This is a genomic window from Chitinophaga sp. 01L420 (assembly GCF_056399985.1).
In genome coordinates this window covers 147,870-172,361 of record NZ_JBFTSK010000006.1, presented here as the reverse complement: position 1 = coordinate 172,361, position 24,492 = coordinate 147,870, and the positions used below count along the sequence as shown (strand labels likewise).

The window sequence follows — 24,492 nt, the reverse complement described above, 5'->3', positions numbered from 1 at the left end:
TAAAGTGATGACGGGTAATGTGCGCAAAAGAATTTTTTACGCGTAATCGAAAAATATATCTGATCAGGTATCTATCCATTATTAACTAGTGATTTGTTTAAACTTTAAAAAGTAAAATCCCATGAACAAGAAGCCCTTAGCGGTAACCCTCGTATCTGCAGCAGCATTGCTGGGTATGATGTTAGGCACTTCCTGCAAAAAAGAAAACAACGGTGTACAAAATGATCGTACAGTATTAGCTGGTGGCCCTTCAGGTGCATCTGGTACTTGCGGCGACAGTACTATTACTGGTGTAATTACCAGCAACATTACGCTGAAAAGCTGTAAAATTTACAAACTCGATGGTCTGGTTTATGTGTCCAACAATGCAACTGTAACCGTTGAAGCGGGTACAGTGATCAAAGGTATTAAAGGTGCTACAGGTACTGCCGGTGGTGGTTTGATAGTTACACGCGGTTCAAAACTGAACGCTGTTGGTACAGCTACTGATCCTATTATCTTTACCTCCAATGAAGCAACACCAGCTTCTGGTGACTGGGGTGGCGTGGTATTGTTAGGTAAAGCACCAACCAACCATGCAGCAGCAGTAACTGTTGAAGGTATCACTGGTACTCCTCCTGCTGACGCAACTTATGGTGGACCCACCAATAACATTCCAGGTGACAACTCTGGTTCACTGAAATATGTGAGAATTGAGTATGCTGGTTTTGAACTGTCTACAGACAATGAACTGAATGGTCTTACCCTTGCAGGTGTTGGTAGCGGTACTTTGATTGATTTCGTAGAAGTGTACAAATCAAAAGATGATGCATTTGAATTCTTTGGTGGTACAGTAAATGCTTCTCACCTGGTAGCGATCGACGCACTGGATGATATGTTTGATACTGATAATGGTTATTCTGGTACTATCTCTTATGCACTGGGTGTTTCTGATCCCAACCGTGCTGATAAGAGCCAGTCTAATGGTTTTGAAAGTGACAACAACGCTACTGGTGCTGCTGTAACTCCAAACACACATCCTACTTACAATAACATTACTATCATTGGTCAGGCTACTGCGACTGCTGCTTCCATTACTAATGGTTTGCCTTCAGGTACTGGTAAATATGGTCGTGCTGCTCACCTGAGAAGAAATGCTGAATTTGCTATCAACAGCTCTATCTTCTTAGGTTTCAACTACGGCATTTCTCTGGATACTGCATTGCCTGCTCCACCGAATACTCCGCCAAATACTTTGTCTAAATACCTGGCTGGTATTTCTACACTGAACACTAACTACGTACATGCTTACGTGTTTGCATTCGATAGAGAAGTTAATAACTCCGGATTTACTGCTATCACTCCACTTGGTACTACCAACAAAGGATATGTTAACGCTAATCCTAACCTGGATATCAAACTGGCTGCTCCATTCAGTGCAACCCGTGCTATCAGCAACTTTATTCCAACAGCTTTGTCTCCTGCCAAAGCTGCCGGTGCTTTCCCCACAGGAAACACTACCTGGGCTAATACCTGGACAGTACTGTAATATTTATTACCTGGTAACGTATAGGGGGATTTCCCCTATACGTTATTATCGTTTTTTAATTTAAAGTGGTAACCAATGTACAAGAAATCCTTTACTTACTTCTTACCTATTGTTGTAGCAGGAATGATATGGAGTGTTTCCTGTAAGAAGGAGGATAAGACCAGGATCAATGTTGATCGTTCAGTAGTCGCAGGTGGCCCATCCGGCGCTGCCGGTACCTGTGGAGATACCACTCTTTCTGGTGTAATAAGTACCAACCTGACCTTAAAGAGTTGTAAGATCTATAAACTGGATGGATTGGTTTACGTGGCAAACAATGCCACTGTAACTATTGAAGCTGGTACATTGATCAAAGGTGTAAAAGGAATTCGTGCCGGAGGAGTAGAAACAGCAGGCGGTGCCCTGATTGTTACCCGTGGCTCCAGGCTGAATGCTATTGGGAATGTTACCAATCCTATTATTTTTACGTCCAATGAACCTGTACCTGCTTCAGGGGACTGGGGAGGGGTGGTATTAATAGGCAAGGCTCCTACTAACTATGGTGCCTCCTTATCCATTGAAGGTGTTTTACCTAGTTCCGCTCCAGTGGATATCACTTATGGAGGCCCTGGAAACTTCAATTTCAACGATAATTCAGGAATACTGAAATATGTAAGAATTGAATATGCCGGCTTTGAACTTACTGTGGATAATGAATTGAACGGCCTTTCCCTTTATGGTGTGGGGAATGGCACTACGTTGGATTACATCGAAGTATATAAATCAAAAGCGGATGCTTTCTCTTTCACAGGCGGTACGGTGAATGCCTCTCATCTGCTGGCTATTGATGCTTTGGATGATATGTTTTATACTAATTTGGGTTATACTGGTACCATCTCTTTTGGATTTGGTATTGCTGATCCTACCCGTGCAAGCAAAAACCAATCCAATGGTTTTGAAAGTGAGAACAGTTTCAACGGCGCACCAACCGCGCCCATTACACATCCTGTTTATAATTACATGACTATTGTTGGTGTACCGAATGCCACAGCTGCTTCTATTACCAATGGCCTGCCTTCAGGTTCGGGTAAATATGGGCGTGCGGCGCATCTGAGAAGGAATACACAGTTTACGATCAATCGTTCTGTTTTCATCGGATTTAATTATGGTATTTCCCAGGATATAGCATTGCCTGTCGTTGAACCACCTAATAATACTTATACCAGGTACCTGGAAGGTATTTCTATATTGAATACCAACTATGTACATGGATATATATATGCCTATGATAAAGAAGTTAATTTTTCAGGGTTCACAGGGATTGTTCCATTGGGGACTACCAACAAAGCATATGTTAATGCGAATCCTAATCTCGATGTGAAACTGAGGTTTCCTTTCAATGTAACCCGTGCTATTGTTAATTATATTCCGCTTCAGTTATCTCCTGCGCTGATTGCAGGCGCTTTCCCTGCCGGCAATACTACATGGGCTGATGGCTGGACGGTGTTGTAATGTTTGCCGGCCATAAATACAACGTCTTTTTTTATTATATCTATTTAATTTTTATAAACAGCGTACACGTGAATAATAAGTCATTTTTTGTTATCAAAGGCCTTTCACTTTTTCTTTTTGTAGTAATGATTGCTTCCTGCCGGAAGGGGGATTTGCCGGAAGCACGCTACTTCGGTAAAGTGAATGTAACCTTACTCAATCTTCCCAATACACCCACCGTAATGATGTATTTCGATGGTCAACCATTGGATACTATCAAAGTAATCGGTGGTAGTTCCTATGTTGTTCCGGCTGGCAAACAAGGGAAGTTAGCTGCATATGATGCTGCAAGCAAAACGTTGCTGGCGGATACACTTATTACTATTTTGCCAAATGGTATGCAACAATTCAAGTTTGCATATAGTACAGAATTCGGACTGAAAGGATTTATCGCTGAAGGCAGCAGCTCTACGGTGCCGCCGGACTCGCTGGATGTACGGTTGTTTAATAATTTGAATCCTACTTTTTATCCAAAGGAAAAATATGACCTTATATTTATCTATGCAGATCCTGTATCCGGTGAGTTAGTACCATCCGATGTGGTAGTGAAAGGTTGGGAACGGAAAAAATTATCCCCGGTATTGAGATTTAAGGCAGTAACAACAGATGGACTGGTATATTATTACGCGGCCAAACTGATCGATCCCGAAACAGGTGCACTCGTAACACAGCCCGATGGATCTGAATTTTTTGCATTCACCAGTGATCAGGTTGCCGGGAAATCCAAGATAACTGTTATTAGTGATGATAGTAACGGTGTTATATCTCCTAATGAAATAGATCTCTGATAACCCCATGCGCCCTGCCAAAAAACATATAACCCGCCTGTTTCCATACGTCTTGTATGGGATCAGCAGCTTATCCGTTATAGCGGCAGGCTGCAAAAAAAACGATGAAGTAACGCTTGCGGCTTCACCGGACATTAAAATGGAAATGATCCCTGTTTCTGATACTATCCGGCATGTGATCGCCTCCCATACCTTACTGACAGCTAATCATCCCTGGTATATTGATGGTTGGGTGTATGTAACCAATGAGGCCACACTGCGTCTGGAAGCAGGTGCTACTATAAACGTACTGCCTTCGGCAGTTAATAAGAAAGATGGCAGCCACAGTGGAGGCTTGATTATTACCCGCGGTGCACATCTTATTGCGGTGGGAACGGACGCATTACCAATACAGATAAATGTGGCAGCAACCAATAATAACGGCGCTTCCGGCATCATCGTATTGGGGAAAGCTGCTGTTGAAAAAAGAAATAGTTTACTGGATAATCCGGATGGACCATCACTCAATCACCTGAGTTATGGTGGAAAAGTACCGGATGATAGTTCAGGCGTTATACAACATCTGCATATTAACTACTACCGTATTGCAGGTACAGGATTCCTGGGGGGATTATTACTGCTGGGAACCGGAAGCCGGACTGCTGTTGAGGATATCACTTTACACCCATTACCCATGAAGAAGTCTGCGCTGAAAGCCAACAGACTACATTAAGCCACTTGAAGTAATGAGGAAAACCCTGTTTGAATTTCTACATATACCATTGTTGTTAACCCTTTCCCTTTCTTTTATCTTGGAAAGATGAGCACACTGCTCATCGCCGCTCTTTCCCGGGCATCATACATATGCTTTCGTGCAGGTATATTATTTTCAGGAGTCGCTCTCACGTTGCCGTTGATGATGGCCAGGGCTTTTGCCAGCAAAGGATCATCGGTATTACCTAATGGCAGCAATGGCTGCCGGCTCATTTCATCGATCGGATATTGAGGGGAGATGCCTGTGGTATAATTTCCCGCTCCACTGGCATTACTGAGCCGGTAGGTGAGGGGATGCATGATCCAGGGAATACGTTGTGGTGTACGCATATCATATACAATCACCGCACCTTTATCTTTACCTACTGTGGTTTGACCAATCTGTATTACCTGTGTATAGGGCTTCAGGTTATTAATAAGCAGTTCCGCTGCAGATACTGTTTGCCGGCCACTGAGAATAAATACGCGGGGGAGTTTCAGCTGTCCGGTGGACAAACTGCTGAAAAGAATGGGACCGCCGGTTTCAGGAACAGACATCGTGGTCGCAAAATCCAGGGTGCGGGTGCCCATATTACCATTGCCACTGTATTTTACAAAAATGCTTTTTTCTGTGAGGTCGGGAGCTATCATGGAGGCCATCATAGCGGCGGCAGCGAGACTGCCACCCACATTATAGCGCAGGTCAATCACCAGGTCATTAATCGCTTTGTTTCTGAAATCCTGGAAAGCGGCCAGCAGATAGTTATTGTAGCCGTCAGTAAAAGCATTATAAAAAAGATAGCCCACTTTTTTTGAGCCACTGTTGATAACGATGGCTTTATACACCGGGTTTTCCGTTGTTTTACCGGGGCGCAGCTGAACAAGCGGACTTTCTGTAATTACATTATCTTTTATAATCGCAGGCGTGAGGGTGCCTCCTTCCGCTGCCGCGCCCAATTGTTCCGGGAGTGTGGTGCTGTTCGTGGTGGTTAATACCGTTTCATTGATGCGGGTAAAATAATCGCCTCTTTTTAATCCGTCTGCTGCAGCATATGAACCTGGTACCACCAGCTTTACCACACCAATTACCCCACCGGCAGCGGATGGCCAGTCAATGATGCTAAAGTCGATACCGTATTTATACAGCATATCGCTTTTGATGGTAGCCGGATCTTTTGGGTTATAGATAACAGAGAATCTATCTTCTCCGCTTTTGATGCTGTTAAAAAATGCCTGGGTTTCCACGGAATTATTTGCCTGTCCCGGGAGGTGATCATTCCAGAGATAGAATAGATGCATGCTATCGAGTATCCATTGGTTAATTTCCTGCTGGGTAACAGGGCCGGTAGGAATAACGGGCGTATCATCTTTTTTGCGGCAGGCTGCCAACCCCATCAGCACGCAAAGGGAGAACAAAGAAACTATATATCGCATAAAGATTTTTTTGTTGATTTCAGTACGGTGAGAGGCCGGGAGATAATTATTTTCTTCTTTCCATATCTACTAAAAAATGGYTGGTCAGCTCTTTCCGGATATATTGTAAAGCAGCAGTGAGGTGATTTTTAACAGTAGCGGGAGAAATAGACAGGTGCTGGCCTATTTGCTTATGGCTAAAGCCATAGTCACGGCTCAGGGTATATACATTGCGGCGTTGTTCCGGCATTCTTTCTACCAGCTTATGCAGTTGGGAACTGAATTCTTTTTGAAGAAATACTTTTTCACCGCTGTCAGAAATATCTTTCTGTTCCCGGGCGGCCAGGGAAAGTGCTTTCTTTTCGCGGTACAATTTGCGGCTTTCATCTATCACTAAATGTCTTACGTACACAAACAACAATGGGAAAACATCCTGCCCTTTTTTCACCTGATCTATGTTTTCCCATAAACGAACAAAACATAACTGTGTGATTTCCTGAGCTCTGGAAGCATCGCTGGTTAACTTGAATGCAAACCGGTACACTTTTGCATTGTTCTCCTCAAATATTTTTTCAAAAAGTTCCTTCGGAGGGCTGTCAGACATAGTTCGAGGTTGTAACATGATCCGGATATAAATATAAGCCGGCTATGTTACACCAATGTTAAGGAGGGTTTTTTGTGCACAAAAATTTCGGGAGAAAGTGCCGGTGATTTGAATATAAATTAAAAAGTATATCCTGGGGGTTTGTTTTGAAAAAAACAGCTCTTTATTATCCTTCCGCTAATGCTCTTTTCTCCCAATCTGATTGCTATTTAACCCTTGGCTGCTTTTTTTGCAACATTGTAAAAAAATAATTCCTCATTTCTTTTGGCAGGCATAAAAAAAATATATATTTGCTATAGGATAGTATAGTATAGGATAGTGTCGATTTCACACAAAATAGCTATATATCAAATATCGATAGCATTACAGGTTCCGACGTAACTGGAATGAATCAGCCAAAATGAAGATGATAAAAGAGATTCCCGTAGATGAATGGAATGCTTCAGCCAAATAATGATCATATAAGAGATTCGCGTCAAAGAAAAACATCAATCAAATAAATGCCGATAGACTAGCAGATTCCCGGTTATGCATGGAATGAATGACGTAAACGTTATGAAATAAAACTTTTTCTCCTTTTTTAATAATTGCCACGAACACTTATGATGCCCGTTTGTCCGGCCGGATAATCGGTAAGCATCGCTATGCTTTAATGCACGTTATGATTTGTTTATTCTTCCAATAATTGATCTTAATATGTTCAGGAAATTTACTTGCTACAAAAAGCGATTTACTGCCGGGTTGCCGGTGGTATTATCAGCTCCTCCTCTCTACCTGTTGCTCCTGCTATTAATGCTGGCAGGCGGCGTTTATGCTCAAACTCCGGCAAAGGTGACTATAACCGGATCGGTGACTGACACCACCGGCAGGTCGCTGGAAGGGGCCACCATCTCTGTAAACGGAAAGAGTTCCAGTGGAACGGCCACCGACCGGAATGGGAGATTCATACTGGACGTTGCAGTGGGATCTACCATCCAGGTAACATTTGTTGGCTTTGTTGAACACCGTTTTGTGGTGAATGCTACGCAAAAGGATTACCAGGTCCGGTTAAAAAGTGTAGTGGCTTCTGTAGATGAAGTAGTGGTCACTGCATTTGGTCGTAAACAAAGAAAAGAGGCGGTGGTAGGCTCAGTGACGAGCATCAATCCCGGCGACCTGAAAATTCCAACCAGTAACCTAACGAATGCGTTGGCTGGTCAAATGGCCGGTGTGATTGCGTTTCAGCGTGGTGGCCAGCCGGGAGCAGATAACTCCCAGTTCTTTATTCGCGGGGTAACTACCCTGGGATATAGTGCCAGTCCGCTGATCCTGGTAGATAATGTGGAGTTAGGCGCCAGCGACCTTGCCCGTTTGCAGGTTGATGATATCGCCAGTTTTTCTATCCTGAAAGATGCCAGCGCAGCTGCCCTATACGGTGCCAGGGGCGCCAACGGCGTGATACTCGTTACTACCAAAGAAGGTAAGCCGGGTAAAGCCAGAGTAGCCGTGCGGTTGGAAGATGCTATTTCAACACCTACGCAAAACCTGAAGCTGGCGGATCCTATTACTTTCATGAATCAATACAACGAAGCTATTACCACGCGGAATCCCCTGAATAAACCACTTTATACACCTAATACCATACTGGCTACCCAGGCAACGATCAATAAAGCACCAGGCAGTAATCCATTCGTTTACCCGGCAGTTGACTGGATGAAAACATTGTTCAAAGAGCAAACGACTACCAAGCGCGCTAACTTCAGCGTGCAGGGTGGTTCAGATGTGACTAAATATTACATCGCCGGCTCTTACTCCCGTGACAACGGTATTCTACAGGTAAACCCGGTGAATAATTTTAACTCCGGGATGAAGTTTGAAAACTACCAGCTTCGCTCCAACGTGAACGTGAAAATTACTAAAACAACGGAAGCGGTAGTACGGCTGTGGGGTAACTTCAACGACTATACGGGGCCCATCACCAGCGATGCTTCCGGTATCGCCACGGATTTATATTCCAAAGTACTCCATACCAGCCCGGTGGCCTTCCCTGCATTTTATGAACCGGATGCGGCCAACGCCAATACCAAACATATTTTGTTTGGCAGCGCTTTTGGCTCGGATGGTAGCTTGTTAAATAATCCCTACGCGAACCTGATGTATGGATATAAAAACTTTTCCGAATCCAGGATGTCGGCGCAGTTTGAGCTGAACCAGGATTTTAGTTTCATTACAGAAGGGCTCACCTTCAAAGGCATTTTCAGTACTAACCGTTATTCCTATTTTGATCTGAGTCGTTCTTATGCTCCTTTCTTTTATGGTTTGGGCAACTATGATCAGGACAACAATACGTATGTACTGAACTGGCTGAACAGCTCTCCCGGACAGGCGCGGGAATTCCTGGACTATAAGGAAAATGCCAAAAATATTTACAGCTATATCTACTTACAGGGCGCACTGAATTATGACCGTGATTTCGGGAAAAGTAATGTGAGTAGTACATTGATAGGTACCCGGCAACAAACCCTTTATGGCAATGCCGGCAGCCTGTTGGGATCATTGCCTTACAGAAACCTCGGTTTTTCCGGAAGGGCTACCTACTCATTTGACAGAAAATATTTTCTCGAATTCAACTTTGGCTACAACGGTTCAGAAAGATTTGCACCGCAACATCGCTGGGGTTTCTTTCCCACCATTGGTGCGGCCTGGGTGGTATCTAACGAATCATTCTGGGAAGGAGGTATTGCACACATTATTTCCCGTCTGAAGTTCAGAGGTAGTTATGGTTTGGTGGGTAATGATAATATTGGTAGTCAACGTTTCTTCTACCTCTCCAATGTAACGCCGGATGACAAGGATGGCCCGGGTGCTTACTTTGGAACTAATAACAGCTTTGGACTCAAAGGCACTACCATACAGGCGTATCCCAATCCGGATGTTACCTGGGAAACTTCTAAAAAGAGCAACCTGGCCGTGGAAATGACGATTGCCGATAAACTGAATGTAACGGCAGAAGTTTATCACGAAAACCGCTACAACATCCTCATCAAGCGTGGCTATATTCCTGTTACCGCCGGTATTGAAGGTTCTGCCTCCAACAACCTGCAGGCGAATCTCGGAAAAGTAGATTCAAAAGGATTTGATCTGCACCTGGATTATAAGCAGGCTTTGTCAAAAGATATGTGGTTAAACGTGATGGGGAACCTCACAGTGACTGATAATAAGATCCGTGTGCAGGAAGAGCCGGAGTATAAATATGCTTACCGCTTTGCTGCAGGTAACCCGGTTAATCAGCAGTTTGGATATGTTGCAGAACGCCTCTTTGTAGATGATAAAGAAGCGGCTAATTCACCGGTGCAGAATTTCGGTGAACTCCCCAAAGGTGGTGATATCAAGTACCGGGATGTTAATGGCGATGGTATCATTAACCAGGATGACCAGGTGCCTATCGGTCTGCCTACCACTCCGCAGATCATTTACGGTTTCGGTTTTTCATTCGGTTATAAAAGCTTTGATGTGAGCGCGTTTTTCCAGGGGCTGGCCAGAGAATCTTTTTTCATCGATCCTAAAGCCACCGCACCATTTGCAGACAATGCCCAGTTGCTGCAGGCATACGCCGATAATCACTGGTCAGCAGAAAATCAGAACCTGTACGCTTTGTGGCCTCGTCTTTCTACTTCACATGTTGCCAATAATGAGCAAACCAGTACCTGGTGGATGCGGGATGGTAGTTTCATGAGATTAAAGTCTGTGGAAATGGGTTACTCATTGCCGAAGCGATGGATTGCGCCGTTGCGCCTGACCAATTTCCGTGTGTATTTCAGCGGCTTGAACCTGCTCACTTTCAGCAGCTTTAAACTATGGGATCCTGAGCAGGCAGGTAATGGTTTTGCATACCCGATTCAGAAAGTATTTAACCTGGGTGTAAACATTAATTTCTAAGTATAAAAAATATAGACAATGAGATTTCTTAAAAGAACATTGTTGGTAGTATTGCCGGTCATTTTATCAGTATCCTGTAAAAAATACTTAGATATCACTCCGGACAATGTGGCTACGCTGAACAGTTCATTTGCCAATGCAAATGAAACGCAGGCCTATCTGTTTGGTTGTTACTCCAGTATGCAGAACCTGGCCGATGTAAGGCGCAATGCAGGTTTTACCAGTTCCGGAGAAGTGATTTTTCCTATAGACCTGCTGGATAAAAAAACATTAGGGGGTGAGGGCGGCGATAATGGTTTTAACGTCATGCGTGGTTTGCAGAATAGCCCCAACCCGTTATTAAACTACTGGGATGGATATAACATGGGCCTGAACTTGTGGCAATCTATCCGCATGTGCAATACATTCCTGGACAATGTACATCAGCCATTGGACCTGACAGACTATCAACGCAAAAGATGGGTAGCGGAAGCTAAATTTCTGAAAGCCTATTATCATTACTGGCTGATCAGGATGTATGGTCCTATTCCCATTGCCGATGTGGCATTACCTATCAATATACCTTCTGCTGAAGCACGGCTCAAACAGCAGTCTGTGGATTCCTGTTTTGGGTATGTGGTAACCCTGTTGGATCAGGCCATGCCCGATTTGCCGGACGTGATACAAAATGCAGGCGCAGAAGCCGGCCGTATTACTTCTGTGATTGCAAAAGCTGTAAAAGCAGAAGTGCTGGCTACACAGGCAAGCCCGTTGTTTAACGGCAATCCGGATTATGCCGCTATCAAAGGAAAGGAGGGAGAAAGTTTGTTCCCTGCTGCATATGATGCTACCAAATGGCAACGTGCGGCGGTTGCCAGCAAAGCAGCCATTGATGCCGCTGTTTCAACAGGAGCTGCGCTCTACCAGTTCCGGGCAAGCGGAGGCATTGTACATATGTCAGACGCCACCAAACAGCTGCTTACATTGCAGGGCGCCCTCACCGATCCATGGAACACCGAACAGATATGGACCCTCAATCCACAGTTTGGATGGCAGTATATGGCTTCCCCACGGGTAACAGCGGATGYCGCTTCCAACGGGTTTGCCGTGTACTCCAATTTCTCCGTTCCGATGGCAGAATCAGAACTGTTTTATACACAAAACGGTGTACCTATCAGTGAAGACAGAACCTGGGATTATGCTAACCGCTATAAACTGCAGACCGGCGATGATGAACACCGGTATTATATCCGGAAAGGATACACCACTGCCCGAGGTAATTTTTACAGAGAAGCCCGGTATTATGCAGATGTAGCCTTTGATGGTGGTGTCTGGTTCGGCTCTGCCAACACAGACGATAACAATGCCAACTACGTAAACGCCGTAAATGGGTTTGCTGCGTATACCCCTACCCGTTATAATGTTACCGGCTACTGGCCCAAGAAACTGGTGCCATGGCAAACCGCCTTCGGACAAACTTCCGTACAAACAAATTACTCATGGCCATTTATGCGCTTACCTGCTTTATGGTTGTTATATGCAGAGTGTTTAAATGAAGCCAAGGGTCCCGGCGCCGAAGTATATAGCTATATCGATAAGGTGAGGGAAAGAGCCGGTTTACCCGGAGTGGTACAGGCATGGTCCAACTTCTCCCGTAATCCTTCTAAATACGGCTCAAAAGACGGTTTAAGGGCCATTATTCACCAGGAGAGGAGAATAGAACTGGCATTTGAAGGACAGGCAGGATGGGATCTCAGAAGATGGAAAGAACTGCAGGCAGTACTCAACGGACCTTTCCAGGGATGGAATTTCAGACAGCGTACGACACAGGGATTTTATCAGCTGAGCAATGTATACCAGCCGGTATTTGGGCTGAGAGATTACCTGTTTCCTATCCAGGACTACGACTTGCTCACCAATCCTAACCTGATACAAACACCTTATTGGTGATAACAGGAGGGTAAGCATAAAATCATTTCAAACCAGTTTTAATTTTTTGTATGGACGCTATATATAAAATAAGCCGCGTGTTAATACCGCTGATGGCATTAGGTATGCTACAGTTGGGCTGTAAGAAAAGCGAGGGATACAATGATGTAATATCCAATGATAAGACAAAGCCACAGCCGGTTTCCAATGTTAAAGTGATCAACAGAAATGGGGGCGCCTATATTACCTATACGTTGCCGGATTCCAAAAATGTATTGTATGTACAGGCGGAGTACCTGATCAATGATACTAAAAGCAGGCAAACCAAAGCTTCCTTTTACACCGATACCATCGCGGTAGGTGGCTTTGCCAAAAGCCAGGATTATACCGTGAAACTGTATGTGGTTTCACGGGCTGATGTAAAGTCGGATCCGGTGAATGTGACCGTACATCCTGGCACCCCTACCTATCTGCAGGCGCTGCCTACGGTTGTTATGCAGGCCGACTTTGGCGGGGTGAACATCAGCGTAACCAATACCGCAAAAGATAACATCGGTATCATCACTATTACAGAAGATGCCACCACACGTAAAATGGAAATCAAAAATCAGAACTATACCAACCAGGAAAATATCTCCTATAGCATCAGGGGCTATGATACCATTCCACGGAAATTTGGGATCTACCTGGCCGATGAGTTTGGAAACATCTCTGATACGGTGTATACGACCGTTAAACCACTTTACGAAACCATGATGGATAAGTCGAAGTTCAATGTGTACAAACTGAATTCTGACGATGGTTTTAGCTTTGGATGGGAACTGCGTTATATGTGGGATGGCAACCTGGGAAGGCCCGGATATCACTCCACTTATCCTACTACGGCACCATTGCCTAAATGGGTCACTTTTGATATGGGACAGGTAGCCAAGCTAAGCCGCTTTACAATGTGGGGCCGCGGATTGGATGACGGTACCTATCTCTGGGGATACGGTAATCCCGAAACCTGGGTGATGTGGGGCCGCGCGGATCAGCCGGTGGATGAAATATTACCGGATACTACTAATCTCCCTCCATTAGGACAAGCCACACCAGGCGGTTGGATCAACATGGGTGTTTATCATTTGCCTGCCCAGCCATCCGGGCTGGTATCTCCGGCATATAACAACGCTGATCTGGCTTTCTGGAACGCAGGTTTTGGATATAACTTTTCACTGAGCCTGCCGAAAGTACGATACATGCGGTTTGAATGTGTTACCAATGCAGCGCATAGCAATGAATTCTTTCACATAATGGAACTCAGCATATGGGGAGATAACAGGTAACGGTTACGGTTACTTCCCCCGTTACTGGTATTCTTTTAAAAATTATTTTATTAAAAATATTATGAGATGAGAAAGTATCACTTAGTTACAAAACTCCTCTTGCCACTTTGTGGTTTGTTCCTCTTCATTGCGTGCAGCCGGAAAGCTACTGATTTCAGGGATTTTCTGGGCAATAAGGAAATTCAATATCCCGGTACGGTATCTGGCATAACCATTTATCCGGGTAACGGCCGACTGGCCATCGGCTGGAAACCCAGCTCAGATCCCAGTATCAGCAAGTATGTGTTGTACTGGAATAACCGGCAGGATTCTGTTGTTATTACCGCCACTTCTCATAAGCCCACGGATACGGTGCGTTGCCTGATTCCGGGATTAAGCGAGTACGCCTATACGTTTTTTCTGTATTCCTTTGATGCGGCCGGAAACAGGTCTATTGTAACAGAAATAGATAATGCACATGCCTATGGCAACATTTACCGGAGTACGCTTCATAACCGTTTGCCCGATGCTACCAAACCCTATGAAATACGGGACGATGGTACTGTTACGTTGTTTTTCAGCATACCGGATACGATTAACATTGCCACCAACATCAAATACACCAATGCCGCCGGTGTGGAGGCAATCGCCACTATTCCGGGCACCGCGGACTCCATTAATTTACCCAGCTACAAAGCGGGTAAGCCGGTTACTTATCAGTCTTCCTACATTCCCGGAAAAGGCGCACTGGATACTTTTTATACCAACAGTTACGATACCTTCCCGGATATCTTTAAACTGGTGGCCTGCGACAAAAGTTTATTCCAGGAACATGACCTGCCAAATGATATGGGCATCTACCAGTCAGATACCCGTGTGAGCAAATTGTGGGATGGTAGCGTAGGACCGCAGGGTTATCCTGACATTTTCCATAGTGATGATCAGGGGTCGAACACACCGCTGCCACGCACCCTCACTTTTGATATGGGCAAAATATACAACCTGGGACGTATCGAAGAAACAGGCAGGAACTGCTGTAATAATCCGGCTGAATTTGAAGTATGGGGTATTGCTGATATTACCAATGCGGCTACCTCCCTGAAAAGTACTGATCCGGGATGGGCTGCTGAAATGAGCAGCAAAGGATGGACATTGCTCACTACTGCTATCAGGGGAGATGATGGTAACGCCGCCATGAAGTTTGATTTCATCCCACAGGCGCCGCCGGCACGTTATATACGTATCAGGGTAGTACGTACGGTGAATAATTCCAATTCGGTGAATATAAGTGAAGTGACCATGTTTAGTAAACAATAAAAATAAAATGAGTGGAAGCAATTTGCTTCCACTCATTTTATTTTTTCCTCACCACATTGTTGAGATAATAAGTAATTGTATAAGTTCCCTTGGTAACATAGTATTTGATAGAAGACACGGTGTTCACATGTAACCCGATGTCTGTATACTTCATATCCACCCGGTAGTAACAAATACCATTGTCGAACCCGATAGCCGTTGACGGAAATGCCGGCAACTCCGGAATTCCCTGGGGATATTCATATTCGATGGTTGTAGTTGTTTTGACTTCCGGATAATAAGGGTCCCAGTGTTTGAAACTGGGACGTTGATCGCGGCCATACACTTCTCCTGCTGCCGGATTGAAAAAATCACCGTTTTTATCTTTCCATTGAAAAATGATCTTGTTGGGTCCTTGCCCATTGTGGGTGATATCCATCTGTAAGTTATCCGGAAGAGAATAGAAGTTTCCTGCTGCATCAGCTGTAGTCCAACTTTTATAGAGCAGGGTATCGATGGTAGTCATCGGTGTAACGATGATATTACATGCGTCCCGCAGCGTCTTTTCTCCTTTCACATTAGATACAGCCACATCGATGCTGTAGGACCCCGGATCAATAAACAAAGACGTTTGAGTGAATTGCAAACGTCCTCCGATAGGGTTGATGCTAAAAGGTGCTACGAGGCTATCTCTTAATTTGGCTTTCAATTTGGCCAGTGTGGAATCTTCATAAGTAACTGCATCTGTATAAGTACTCATCATCTGAGGTGTGACGAACATGCTGTCTGCTTTTGCGTTGTTTTTTTTATTACGTATACCTGCCAGGACAACTTTGAGCGGACTCGTGGAGCCATCTGCTACCAATGTGGAAGAAGTAGCAGTGATGCCCTGCTGAATAGTAAAGGGATTTTCAATATAGTAGATGCTGTCACTCAAAAATCCTTTCTCCACTTTTTCGCAGCTATAAAACCCCAGGATGGCCAGTAACAGGCAGGTGGGGGTTAGTCGGTTTATTTTATTACTAAGCATATATGATGCTGGTTTAGACATGAATAATCTGAACAATTATCTTTTGGTGAGCTGTGCATTGTTGGCCAGTACATGCAACGTAGTGCCTGTAGACGTTTTTATACCTGTAGTTTGACAGGTAATGGCTATATCTACGGGATCTCCTTCCGGTGCACCGGGTGAGCCATCCAACGCGCCATTGACCTTTATATACTGTAGGGAGTAATAACTGAATACAGGAGCGGATCCGGAAAGCCATACCGCATAAGAGCCGGTGATGGTTTTTACCGCGCAGGGAGCCGTTACGCCCGCCCAGTTGTTTTTGGATACGGGTGTACTGCTGACATTATCCAGGCTGATGTTATCTCCAAATAAATACTGGGTAATCAGCCTGGAACTAACACTGTCGTACAGCTGATCAAGACTGCTCACATTCAGGTTCGTCATCATCAGCTTTACAGAGAAGTTGGTAAAGGCGAAAAAGGTAGCCGATTTATTGACGGAATCTTTCAGATTGAAATGATCGATGAGCAGTATGGTGGTATCAAAATAATGAGCGCTGTGTTGCTTTAAATAATCATAAGTACTCAGTGGTGTATTAACGGGGTGCTTTCCCCCATCTGTCAGGTAGCTGTCTTTTTTGCAGGAAATGATAGCTATTGCCATGATAGCAAGGATTCCTGTTTTCCAGTTTTTATGTAACGTTTTCATGGTGTGTTTTTTTAGTTGAAATATCACCGCTGCTTTATTTAAGTTTTCCTTGCCAGAAAGGTGTTTGTACCAATTTTGAATTGGTGAGAAACAGGCTGGGATCCAGTGGCCAGTAGTATTTGCCGGCGGCAAATTCACCTGTTGAAATAAAGGGGAATTTCACCACGCCGGTATTTCTGGCGAGTCGTACCAGGTCATAAAACCGGTGACCTTCCAGGAATAGTTCCCGGCCACGTTCTGCGGTGATGGTATCTAACAGCGGCCGACCCGTAATACCAGTGAGCGGCTTAGTGAGTCCTGCACGGGCTCTTATTTCATTTACAATAGAAAGTGCCCCGCCAAAATCAGGGTTTGTTCCTGCGGCCATGGCCTCAGCTTTCAGCAGTTTGATATCTGCGAGGCGGAAGATGACGATATTGTTTTGCGCCACGGTAAACTGCGGTTGTTTACTGGGATCAATGTATTGTATATTGGAATATTTGATGCAGGATATAAAGCTGGTAGTACCGGTAGCAATGGTGGCAAATGATTTTTTAAACCGAATATCTGTAGTGTCGTAGAAGAGGGTATTGACTACTCCTGTATTCAGTTGCCATAGCGGAACGGTGATATTGTTGATATAAGGCGATGCCAGGGTTTGCCCGGCTATGCTCTGCGCAGCTACCAGGCTTTCTTTCAGTTGGTTGTTGGATATTTCGAAAATGCCTTCGGGTGATTGTCCTTTATAGATAGAAAGATAATCACTGGCAGGCACCAGCGAATAGCTACCGGAGCTGATTACAGAGTCGCAGGCCATGCGACAGCTATCATAGCTGCTTTTCCATGCGTAGACATGTGCCATCAGGGCAAATACATTTCCTTTATCACCTCTTACAATTTTGTCGGCAGAGTTATTATCTTTCCAGGGCAGGTATTGTTTCGCCAGCGTCAGATCGGCCACGCATTGGGCGAGTATATCTTTTTGCGGTGACCGGGCTACCTGCGGTGCGGTAGACACATCGGGGTAGTAATTGGTTACCAGGGGAACATCTCCCCATACCCTGGCCATATAAAAATAAGCAAACGCACGCACGAAGTAAGCTTCCCCTATGTATTGATTTTTCTTTGCCTGTTGTGCACCTGCATCATTACCCGAAAATACAGCTGCAGGCATGGATTCTATGAAATGCAGACAACGATTGGCCTGTGCGATCGTAGTATAGAAGTTAGAATAGACCCTTAGCTTCAGTAGTGCTACATAACTGTTGGCAGGAGGAATGCTTCCTTCCCATTTCATGCTGGCCACGTTTTTATAAGAGTCATTATCGCCGCCGCTAACAAATTCGCTGTTGAATTCATCGGAGGGCAAATCGCCATATGCATAATGCGTGATAGAAGCATTGAGTGCACTTCTGAGTAGCGAATAACATGCCGCTACAGAGGAATTTACATCTCCTTCGGACTTCCAGGTGGTCTGATCTGTAGCCTGACTATCGGGATCCTGATCCAGGAATTTTTTGCAGGAAGTAAAGATCATGGCAGATATTGTAAACAGAATAAGCCAGTTGATTGGTTTCATTGCTGATATTTTAAAAGTTAGAGGAGAAGATTTTCAACATCCGGAATTATAGTTCCGCTCTGATGCCAATCGTAAATTTCCTGACAGCAGGATAAGCCATGTTAGAAGAGCCGGTGGTAGGATCTACCAGTTCCGGATCAGGTATAGTCGGACTTCTTTTGAACGTTAGGAGGTTGTCTGCCATACCAAAAACATTGAAGGAGCGTATGCGCATAGACTGTACCCAGCGGGCCGGGAAGTTGTAGGACAGCGATACCTGTTTTACGCGGAGAAAGCTCCCATCTTCCACAAAATAGGAACTGGCAATATTATAACGATCGCTCGAGCCATCAGATGACACCAGGGTAGGGTATTTGCTCATATCCCCGGGATGTTGCCAGAACTGATTTAATACATTCGTTAGCACGGCTGGTCCTGCATTCGTTCCCCACCAGGAATAGGATCTGCTACCGTTTAACGCATCGGATAGATAGCCGTTGAAAATTTTTCTGCCGGTCAGGAAGGAGCAGAAAATATTTAAGCTGATGCCTTTGTAACTAAAGCTGTTGCCGAATCCACCGGTTACTTTGGGTAATGGGTTGCCGGCAATTACTTTATCATCATAATCGATATTATAATCACCGTTCATGTCCTGGTAGCTGGGATCACCGGCATGCAGCGTTTTACCGAGGTAGGTGAGTTTTTTGCCCGTCATAGGATCTGTTGGTACACTGGCTTCTGTAGGGAAGGCGCCATTGATCTGGTATACTTTGTAGTTATATAAAGGCTCACCCATGGTAAGGGATTGCTGGAACCAGGATTCACCAAACAGGAAATCACGATTGTTATTTGGCAGTCTGGTTACATAGTTTTTATTAAAAGAGATATTGAAATTGGTATTCCATTGGAAGGCTGCACGGGGATTCAAGTTGTGTGTATTGATGGCCAGTTCTATTCCCTCATTGCGTACATCTGCAAAGTTGCCTGCATAGAAGCGGTAGCCGGTAGTGCTCTGGGCCGGTACCTGGTAGAAATATTTATCCTTTGCATCTTTGCGGTACCAGTCTGCCGTAATGCCTATTCTGTCATTAAACATCGAAATATCCACTCCGAAATCCGGCTGGATAAATCTTTCCCATCTCACACTATTACTGGCACTGATTCCCTGTGAGGAAAAGCCATTGTAATAAGGGTAGGGAGAGATGACAGGCGTACCATTATAAGTAGAAGGTGTTCCACCGGCGATAGGGAAAGTACCGTTGGGAACGATAATTCCGGTGCTGCCACCCAGGAAAGAGCCGTCATTGTAGAGGCCCTGGTATTTGGCGTAGAAGGAACCGGGGTCATTACCGGTAACTCCCCAGCTGGCTCTTACTTTAAGGAAGTTCACCACATTTTTTACGGGTTGGAAGAAATGCTCATCAGACACAATCCATCCGGCTGAAAATGCGGGGAAAGTACCCCATCGGTATTCCGGGCTGTAGATAGAGCTGGCATCTCTTCTGAAGGAGGCAGTCAGCATATATTTGCCTTCGTAGTCGTAGGATAGCCGGGCATAGTACGACAGCGTTGTTTTTTTCTGCTGGCTGCTGGTCACACTCAGGGAGGAGCCGGGAGGAATTGTTTGCAATGTATGTATACCGGTAACAGAGATGCCTTGTGCCTGTGCCCAGGTGCTGTAATTTTTCACTGCATAGGCAGAAGCACCTGCTACCAGGTTGATATGATGTTTGTTGATCAGGGTATTATATTCTACATAATTTTCAAACGACCAGGATGGGTTACTGGACGTGATATCGAATGCCATATTAGAAATACCATTCAATTCTTTTGGGGAGAAGTAAGCCCATTTGTCGATATAATTATTAGCGGCATAAGTACTATGGAAAACAACATTTTTCACCAGCGTATCTACTACACCGATGGAGCCGTTGTACGCAAAAATATTATTGTCATCGAATGGATTGGCTTGTCCGTTGAACAGGGCAATCTGTTGCGGGGTAAGCTGTGCAAAGGAGGTAGGGAAATTCCACGAAGCAAAAAGTTGCCCGGAGCCACCGCCGGTTCCGTGATTACGTTTTTCAGAAGTGATCATCAGGTTGGTATTTACCTGTAGTCCTTTCCTGGGACTTACGGATAAGCTCAGATTAGGAGATAGCCGGTCTATGGAGAATCCTTTTAATAATCCCTGTTCATTATAATGATTTAAGGAAACGCGGTAGTTAGCGCTGCCAAGAAAACCTGCAATAGCTACATCCTGGTTGTTGACAAGTGCCTGGTCTCTTACCATCATTGACTGCCAGTCTACATTGTTGTTAAAGGCCGGATTGAGGCTATCTGTTAGTTGAGCTGGGATATATCCATCCCGGATTTCGTTATAGGGAGCGAGGCGGGTGATCAGGTCCATTTTTAATCTTCTTTCCGCCGCACCGGTGGTTACATTTCGCAGTGCCGGTTGAGTGGTGGCGCCTAAATATCCTGATACGGATACCTGTGGTCGTCCTCTTTTAGCGCTTTTTGTTTTAACGATGATCACCCCGTTTCCGCCGCGTGCGCCATATATAGCGGATGCAGAGGCATCTTTGAGTACATCGATGGATTCCACATCATTGGGATTGATTAAGCTGAGGGGGTTGGTACCGCTGTAGGAGCTACCAATGGTATTAATGTCGAAGATAACGCCATCTATGACGTATAGTGGGCCGGTATTTCCGCCGTTGGCGTTGCCATAGTCAACGTTGGTGGCGCCGCGGATTACAATATTGGAGCGCTGTCCCGGTTCTGCGGTGCTGGACAATACGCTTACACCGGCGAGGCGTCCCTGTAGCATCTGATCGAAGCTGGCTTGTGGCATATCCTGGATATCCTTGCCACTCATAGAGGAAACGGCGGCGGTCACATTTCTTCTTTTCACACTTTGATAACCAATGACCACTACATCATTCAGTGCTTTCTGGGAAGGTTTCAATGTAATCTGCAATTTGCCGCTACCTGCTTTGATGGTACCGGTTTCAAAGCCGATATAACTGATAGAAAGAAAATTATTTTCCCGCATCAGGCGCAACGTAAAATTTCCGTTTGGATCTGTCATGGCCGCGTTGGCGGGGAATCCTTTTTCAACAACGCTGGCACCTGGTAAGGGTGTTCCGTCGTTGCTCTTTACAATACCGGATACCGTGACCGGCTGTTGCGCTTTTACTTCATGCAGGGATGCTATTATGATATAACATAATAGCAATGGGAGTCGAAGGCATTCTCTCATATTAAATCATTTGATTTTGGTTAATATTTATTGGCCTAAGTAAGCAGAGCACGATTGGTTTATACAGACAGCCGATCACAGTAATCTAAACAGCAAGGGGAAAAGGGATAGCCTTCAATAACGTTGTGAATCACCAGGTGCTAAATTAATTAGTGTCAATATGACATTAAAATTAGAATTTAATTATTCTATTAATATGCAGAATTTAACTTCTTGTAATTGCATTTTGTTAAGTTGTAGTTAAGTATGGCTGGCTGGGGACTTTTGCCTGGGAGGGGACGGGATGATAAAAAGTATACTTTTGCAGGAAGTTAAATGATAAGAATTTGAGTATTCAGCATACAAAATGCCCCGGTTGCGGCGCAACAGTATTTTCGCAGCCCGCAATGTCCGGCAGCAATCAGCCGGAATCAACGATCCAGTGCGAGTATTGTGGTTCGCAGTTCAGGGTGAGCAATCCCAATTACCGTCCCGACCCGGTGGTGCATACCACTATCAACACCTATACTACTACCTATAGAAATGTACCTGATAGTCGCCCCGCCCGATCTTCGGGATGGAGCAATGCCAGTGACAGGGAGCATAAGGTGGCCCGGATACTCGGCTATATAATTGGCTGGCTGATGTCGCCTTTTGTGCTCGGTCTGTGGATAGCTGTCTTTATGAAAGTGGATGATTTTCCCATTATGATACCGGCTGTGTTTACAGGAATAATGTTATTCTTCTTTTTCATAGCCAGCAGGAGTGGGAGAGAGCTGAGGCGTAGACAGGGAGCCTAACCGGGGTGGTATTTTTTAATAAATAATATTATATTAGAGATAGATATCCCAATTTTCCCATGACACCAGAAGCATATAAACAACGATATAAAGCAGAAGATGCAGTTGGCTGGCTTTCAATAGACAATGCCCTGGAAGGCGTTTATGGTAAAACAGAACCTCGCCATTACGGGCCGCTCTGCGGTATTCACTTTGCAGTAGGCGGTACCGATCCCATAGATGGCGTTAGCATTTATGATTCCGCCAAACAGGAGCCACATCGTCATATTATCAGCTACGGCATGTCCGAGCTTTATTATGATCATGAAAAGGCGGGTGGTGAATTCAGTAAATGGGGCTTTGAATTTACCTTCCGGCTGAAGCCATTTGCAAAAGACAAAGAGGATCCAATTTGGGCGGTACACGTAATGAATAACCTTGCACGATATGTGTTTAAAAGCGGAAAGTGGTTTGAGGAAAATCATTTTATACCTGCGAAAGGCCCCATAAGATTAGATACTGATACCGAAATAACGGGCTTTGTAATAGCACTTGATCCTGAACTGGGAAGAATAGAAACCCCACACGGCGAAGTATCTTTCCTGCAACTGGTAGGGGTAACAAACGCCGAACTGGAAAGGGTAATGCAGCACCCTACTACTAATACGGTGGCTGCATTGATCAGTGAATTAAAAAGAGATAACCCTTTGCTGATAACGGACCTGAACAGGAAGTCTTAAGGAACCGTAATAACAATCTTTCCAAAATACTTTCCCTGCTCCAACAGCTGGTAAGCGTCACGCACTTGCTCCATGGGGAACACGCTATCAATAACCGGATGTATATCCGCTACTTCTATGGCCCGGTTTAACGCCGCAAAGCTTTCCGCGCTGCCAACCGCTAATCCCTGAATCCTCAGAAACGACATATTGATCTTATGTGCGTGTATATCCAGAGGAAGGGAGGTGCCGGTAATGAAGCCTGCAGTACCTACAAAGCCGTTTTCTTTTACAGACAGTAAGGATTGTCCTATTGTTGCCGTGCCGGCAATATCTAAGGTGATATCCACCCCTTCTCCATTTGTTAGCGCAAGTACCTGTTGATGCCAGTCGGGATAATTGTTATAATTAATCACGACGGTGGCGCCAAGTTGTTTCAATCTTGCTGCCTTTTCATCGCTGCTGGTGGTAGCAATTACCCGGGCGCCTGCTGCTTTAGCTATTTGAAGCGCAAAAAGGGAAACGCCACCGGTACCCTGGGTGAGCACCGTTTGTCCCAATTGTAAATGAGCCTGGTTGATTAAAGCATGCCAGGCGGTTACTGCTGCGATGGGAAGTGTGGCAGCTTCTTCGAAGCTGAGGTTGTCCGGTGATTTCACCAGTCCATACTCAGGAATGCATACATATTCAGCCATCACGCCAGGCGTTTGCCAGGCCACCCTTATTGAATTACTCTCTTTATTGATGGCGCCTCTTGTCCATTTTTGTACATACTGTATGGCTACACGATCTCCGACTTTCCATTGGGTAACGTCTGGCCCGATTTCCGCTACAATACCACTGCCATCGGATGCGGGGATATAAGGAAATTTGAGTTTATCGTTAAAGCTTCCATTCGCCACTATGCCGTCCAGGTAATTTAAAGATACTGCTTTGATTTTCACCAAAACCTCGTTGCGGACGGGTTTCGGGGTTTCAATTTCCCGGATGTTGAAATGGTCAATTCCAAATTTTTCTAATACAACAGCTTTCATATAATTATAATGCTTTGATGTTAATTAATCTTTTTCTCCCAGCGTGATGCGAAGCCGGTTGAGTGCATTCATGAGGGAAATGCTGGCAGTTAGCTCCACCACTTCCTTTGGGGTAAATTGTTTGTCCAGCTTTTCGCGTAGTGAGGGAAGATCTTCCTGCATCAATGTGATGGCCTCTGCCCATTGCAACACCAATTCCTGTTGATGATCAAAGGCTTTAGAATGTTTCCAGCCGGGCAGTCTGTCGAGTACCTCTTGGTGAAGTCCCATGTCCCTTAGCTCCTGGTTATGAAAACGGCAGCAATACGCGCAGCCGTTTAATTGAGATACACGTAACTCTGCGAGCGCAATCAATTTGTTGTCCAGTCCGGATTTCCGGATGCTGTTATGCGCCTGGTAGAGGAATCCAATCGTTTCTTTTGAGATGGTTTTGTAATCCAT

Annotated in this window: 18 protein-coding genes; 10 read left to right on the top strand and 8 right to left on the bottom strand. The window is 44.9% G+C overall.

Annotated features, from left to right (window positions below; genetic code table 11):
- Positions 1–121 precede the first annotated feature (121 nt).
- The 4 genes from AC1DP6_RS08150 (at position 122) to AC1DP6_RS08135 (ending at position 4,558) form a co-directional block, all read left to right on the top strand.
- Positions 122–1,528 (top strand): hypothetical protein, encoded by a 1,407-nt coding sequence (locus AC1DP6_RS08150; RefSeq protein ID WP_477054385.1) that lies wholly within the window; start codon positions 122–124, stop codon positions 1,526–1,528.
- A 75-nt stretch (positions 1,529–1,603) separates the two neighbouring features.
- A complete protein-coding gene (locus AC1DP6_RS08145) occupies positions 1,604–3,019 on the top strand; it encodes a hypothetical protein (RefSeq protein WP_477054384.1) in 1,416 nt (471 codons plus the stop codon).
- Between the two features lie 68 nt (positions 3,020–3,087).
- Positions 3,088–3,846 (top strand): hypothetical protein, encoded by a 759-nt coding sequence (locus AC1DP6_RS08140; RefSeq protein ID WP_477054383.1) that lies wholly within the window; start codon positions 3,088–3,090, stop codon positions 3,844–3,846.
- A 7-nt stretch (positions 3,847–3,853) separates the two neighbouring features.
- Positions 3,854–4,558, top strand: a complete 705-nt coding sequence (locus AC1DP6_RS08135; RefSeq protein WP_477054382.1) for a hypothetical protein — start codon at positions 3,854–3,856, stop codon at positions 4,556–4,558.
- 74 nt (positions 4,559–4,632) lie between these two features.
- Here the strand turns inward: AC1DP6_RS08135 and AC1DP6_RS08130 are convergent, their stop codons facing one another.
- On the bottom strand, positions 4,633–6,012 hold the full coding sequence (locus AC1DP6_RS08130) for a S41 family peptidase (RefSeq protein WP_477054381.1): 1,380 nt from the start codon (positions 6,010–6,012) through the stop codon (positions 4,633–4,635).
- Between the two features lie 46 nt (positions 6,013–6,058).
- On the bottom strand, positions 6,059–6,595 hold the full coding sequence (locus tag AC1DP6_RS08125; RefSeq protein WP_477054380.1) for an RNA polymerase sigma factor: 537 nt from the start codon (positions 6,593–6,595) through the stop codon (positions 6,059–6,061).
- Positions 6,596–7,291: 696 nt separating this feature from the next.
- Here AC1DP6_RS08125 and AC1DP6_RS08120 point away from each other — a divergent pair.
- The 4 genes from AC1DP6_RS08120 to AC1DP6_RS08105 all read left to right on the top strand — a co-directional run bounded on the left by AC1DP6_RS08120 (position 7,292) and on the right by AC1DP6_RS08105 (position 15,042).
- Complete coding sequence (locus AC1DP6_RS08120) at positions 7,292–10,513, top strand: SusC/RagA family TonB-linked outer membrane protein (RefSeq protein WP_477054379.1); 3,222 nt, start codon at positions 7,292–7,294, stop codon at positions 10,511–10,513.
- A gap of 18 nt (positions 10,514–10,531) precedes the next feature.
- Positions 10,532–12,442 carry a RagB/SusD family nutrient uptake outer membrane protein gene (locus AC1DP6_RS08115; RefSeq protein WP_477054378.1) on the top strand — a complete coding sequence of 637 codons (1,911 nt, stop codon included), beginning with the start codon at positions 10,532–10,534 and terminating at the stop codon, positions 12,440–12,442.
- 50 nt (positions 12,443–12,492) lie between these two features.
- Positions 12,493–13,746, top strand: coding sequence for a DUF4959 domain-containing protein (locus tag AC1DP6_RS08110; RefSeq protein WP_477054377.1), 1,254 nt, complete (start codon positions 12,493–12,495; stop codon positions 13,744–13,746).
- Positions 13,747–13,812: 66 nt separating this feature from the next.
- Positions 13,813–15,042 (top strand): DUF4998 domain-containing protein, encoded by a 1,230-nt coding sequence (locus tag AC1DP6_RS08105; protein ID WP_477054376.1) that lies wholly within the window; start codon positions 13,813–13,815, stop codon positions 15,040–15,042.
- A 37-nt stretch (positions 15,043–15,079) separates the two neighbouring features.
- On the opposite strand, the gene AC1DP6_RS08100 is transcribed toward AC1DP6_RS08105, so the two are convergent.
- Genes AC1DP6_RS08100 through AC1DP6_RS08085 form a run of 4 tightly spaced genes read right to left on the bottom strand, consistent with a single transcriptional unit; the run spans position 15,080 to position 21,540 of the window.
- Positions 15,080–16,051, bottom strand: a complete 972-nt coding sequence (locus tag AC1DP6_RS08100; protein WP_477054375.1) for a hypothetical protein — start codon at positions 16,049–16,051, stop codon at positions 15,080–15,082.
- 36 nt (positions 16,052–16,087) lie between these two features.
- The gene (locus AC1DP6_RS08095; protein WP_477054374.1) at positions 16,088–16,741 is read right to left on the bottom strand and encodes a hypothetical protein; all 654 of its coding nucleotides are present in this window, start codon (positions 16,739–16,741) and stop codon (positions 16,088–16,090) included.
- A gap of 34 nt (positions 16,742–16,775) precedes the next feature.
- Positions 16,776–18,299: a RagB/SusD family nutrient uptake outer membrane protein gene (locus tag AC1DP6_RS08090; protein WP_477054373.1), complete on the bottom strand. Its 1,524-nt coding sequence runs from the start codon at positions 18,297–18,299 to the stop codon at positions 16,776–16,778.
- A gap of 46 nt (positions 18,300–18,345) precedes the next feature.
- Positions 18,346–21,540, bottom strand: a complete 3,195-nt coding sequence (locus AC1DP6_RS08085; RefSeq protein WP_477054372.1) for a SusC/RagA family TonB-linked outer membrane protein — start codon at positions 21,538–21,540, stop codon at positions 18,346–18,348.
- A 326-nt stretch (positions 21,541–21,866) separates the two neighbouring features.
- Here AC1DP6_RS08085 and AC1DP6_RS08080 point away from each other — a divergent pair, with 326 nt between their 5' ends.
- Both AC1DP6_RS08080 and AC1DP6_RS08075 read left to right on the top strand, forming a co-directional pair.
- Entirely contained in the window at positions 21,867–22,319 is a 453-nt protein-coding gene (locus AC1DP6_RS08080; RefSeq protein WP_477054371.1) for a hypothetical protein, read from the top strand.
- 59 nt (positions 22,320–22,378) lie between these two features.
- Complete coding sequence (locus tag AC1DP6_RS08075) at positions 22,379–23,038, top strand: suppressor of fused domain protein (protein WP_477054370.1); 660 nt, start codon at positions 22,379–22,381, stop codon at positions 23,036–23,038.
- On the opposite strand, the gene AC1DP6_RS08070 is transcribed toward AC1DP6_RS08075, so the two are convergent.
- Positions 23,035–24,051, bottom strand: coding sequence for a zinc-dependent alcohol dehydrogenase family protein (locus tag AC1DP6_RS08070; protein WP_477054369.1), 1,017 nt, complete (start codon positions 24,049–24,051; stop codon positions 23,035–23,037). The two genes, AC1DP6_RS08075 and AC1DP6_RS08070, sit on opposite strands and share 4 nt — an antisense overlap.
- A gap of 24 nt (positions 24,052–24,075) precedes the next feature.
- Positions 24,076–24,492 carry a carboxymuconolactone decarboxylase family protein gene (locus AC1DP6_RS08065; RefSeq protein ID WP_477054368.1) on the bottom strand — a complete coding sequence of 139 codons (417 nt, stop codon included), beginning with the start codon at positions 24,490–24,492 and terminating at the stop codon, positions 24,076–24,078.